The following is a 2,773-nucleotide window of genomic DNA, read 5'->3' as shown; positions in this document are numbered from 1 at the left end:
GGAGGCCTTCTCACCGATGATCGTGCAGGGCGCCATGGTGTTGCCCGTCGCGACGCGCGGCATCACCGATCCGTCGGCAATGCGCAGCCCCTCGACACCATAGACGCGCAGACTGCCGTCCACGACGGACAGCGCGTCCCGCCCCATCTTGGCCGAACACGTCTGGTGCCAGTAGGTCACCGCCGCGTCTCGAACGTAACGCTCCATGTCCGCCTGCCCCAACGGGCCGGGCATGGCTTCACGCGCGACCAGCGGCTCAAAGGCCCGGGTGTTGCCCAGATCGCGGCACAGCTGGACGCAGGCGACCGCAGCGCGGAGATCGTCCGGATGGCTGAAGGTGTTGAGTTCGATGCGCGGCAGGGACAGGAGATCCCCGCTCGACAGGCGAACCCGACCGCGGCTCTTGGGGTGGGCGAGACCGGCGAACATGGTCCAACCGTGCTCCGGGACGCCAAGGCCAGCAGTTTCGGGGCTCGGCACCGGGAACTCGACCTGACAGAACAGCAAGTCTGGTTCGCTCAGGGCGGGGTCGGACTTCCAGTAGAGGGTCGCCTCGCTGCCGCTGTTCCGCGGCGCGATCGGCTCGCGGTATTCCCAGATACAGCCGAAGGACACATGGTCCTGCAGGTTGCGGCCTACGCCGGGCAGATGATGAAGGACCTTGATGTCTGCGGCGCGCAAATCGTCCTCGTCGCCGATCCCGGAACGCATCAGGACGGTCGGCGTCATGATGGCGCCGAGCGACAGAATGACCTCATGGGCGGCGTCAAACCGTTCGACCACCCCGTCCCGCACCGCCTCGACCCCGACCGCGCGACCGTTCTGAACGATCACCCGGTTCACCTGGGTGCGGGTCAGGAGCGTCAGATTGGGCCGGTCCAGGTAGGGATAGGTAAAGGCGCGGAAGATGGAATGCCGTTTGCCGTTCCGCGTCAGGACGTCGGAGATGGCGCAACCGCCGTCCCCCTCCATCATCTGGCCGTTCGGACTATCGTAAGTGGGTATGCCGAGCTCGAGCGCGGCGTCCAGCATCGCCAGAGCCGCCGGCCCCGGATCGGGCGTCGGCTGCACAAAGACTGGCCCGCCCGTGCCCCGATACAGGGGATCGGGCGCACCCTGCCAGTTCTCAATCTCAAGGTAGAGGCCGAGAACGGATTCATACCCCCAGGACTCGTCGCCGCTCTCCTGGGCGAAATAGTCCCAGTCGCTGCGGTGGCCGCGCGCCCAGACGCCGACGTTGATGCTTGAACCGCCGCCCAGAACCTTGCCCATGGACATCGGCATGGCCCGTCCGTTCAGCTCGGGATTTGGCTCGGCCACAAACCCCCAGTCTGTCTCGCTGCCCAGGTTGGTCGGCCAGGCGGCCGGCTCCATGACGCTCGGCCGATCATCACTCCCGCCGGCCTCGATCAGCAGCACATGGACAGCCGGATTTTCCGCCAGTCGTCGAGCGAGGACCGAGCCCGAACTGCCCGCGCCACAGACGATGAAATCGTATGTTTTCCGAAGGTTCGCCAGCCGCTGAGCCTGATTGGCCGCGACGCGGGCCGCGAACTCCCCCTTATAGGTTTGCAGTCCATCCGACATTCTCACATCTCCACATTGACGATTTAGGTATCAAATCTACCAATTTCATCAAATGCATCAGATTCTGGCGGAGGTGTGGCGGAGCGGGAGCGCGCCTCCATATTGACGCGAGACCGCGATCAGCCGCAGGAGAGACCATGGACGCCGCCGAGAAGGAGATCGTGACCACCACGGACGCCGCGAAGATTCTCGGCGTGTCGGTCAGAACCGCCCAGTTGCTGATCGAGGGCGGATCGATCCCTTCGTGGAAGACGCCCGGCGGCCATCGGCGGGTTTACCGGAGCGACGTCGTGGCGCTCGTCAAGGGTCAGGAACTCCCGGCCACGCCGGCCTCGGCCAGGGTCATCGTCATTGCGCGGCCCGAACGGTTGCCGCAGTTCAAGGCCGCGCTTGAGAGCGCGCCTTCCTGCTTTGTCGAAACCTATCCCGAGCCTTTCACCGCCTTGTTGGACATAGGCGGCCGCTCGCCGGCGGCCGTGGTCATCGACGCAGAGTCGTTCGCCGTCGCTGATGGCGTGCTCCATGCGCTGGGCTCCGATGTCGCCCTGCAACACACCGTCATACTGGTTGTCGGCCCTGAAGGCCGCCAGACTGTCGTCGACGCGTCCCAAGGAGCGGGCCGGGTTCGGTTCATCGACGACATCGACGATCTGGCCGAGGCGGCCGAGGCGGCCGTAAGGGGACCTGCTCAGCCGGGCGAGGGTCTGGAGGCGACCTCCTTGTTTCCCCTTCCCGGCAATGAGGCGCAGCGTCTACTCGCTCTTGAACGCTCCGGCCTCGTCGATACTCCGCCCGAGGACGCCTTTGACCGACTGACATGGCTGGCGGCGCAGACGCTCGGCATGCCCATCTCGCTGATCACCCTGCTGACGCCGACGCGGCAGTGGTTCAAGTCGCGGCATGGGCTGGAGATGGCCGACACGCCGAGAAGCTGGGCGTTCTGCAATCACACCATCCTGCAGAACAGCTGCATGATTTCAGAGGATCTGTCCGCCGACCCTCGCTTCTCCGACAACCCGGCTGTCGCGGACGCCCCGAACTTCCGCTTCTATGCTGGATGCCCTGTGGTCGATCCCGACGGTTTCACCCTCGGGTCCCTGTGTGTCATCGACACACGTCCGCGCACGCTTGATGACAGCCAGAGGGCGATCCTCACGAACCTGGCGGCGCTTGTTTCGGACGAGAT

2 protein-coding genes are annotated in these 2,773 nt (G+C 65.2%); one reads left to right on the top strand and one right to left on the bottom strand.

Translation table 11 applies throughout. From position 1 onward, the window contains the following. The coding region (locus tag Q0C81_RS17900) for a GMC family oxidoreductase (RefSeq protein ID WP_291841140.1) at nt 1-1,587 on the bottom strand (1,587 nt) is incomplete at its 3' end. 137 nt (nt 1,588-1,724) lie between these two features. Between Q0C81_RS17900 and Q0C81_RS17895 the strand changes: the two genes are divergently transcribed. Then, on the top strand, nt 1,725-2,773 hold a 1,049-nt coding region (locus Q0C81_RS17895; RefSeq protein ID WP_291841138.1), incomplete at its 3' end, for a GAF domain-containing protein.

Origin of the sequence: Brevundimonas sp. (assembly GCF_023259385.1) — a bacterium.
Taxonomy (GTDB): domain Bacteria; phylum Pseudomonadota; class Alphaproteobacteria; order Caulobacterales; family Caulobacteraceae; genus Brevundimonas.
Note: the sequence above shows the minus strand (reverse complement) of the source record. Positions and strands in the feature narration are given on the sequence as shown.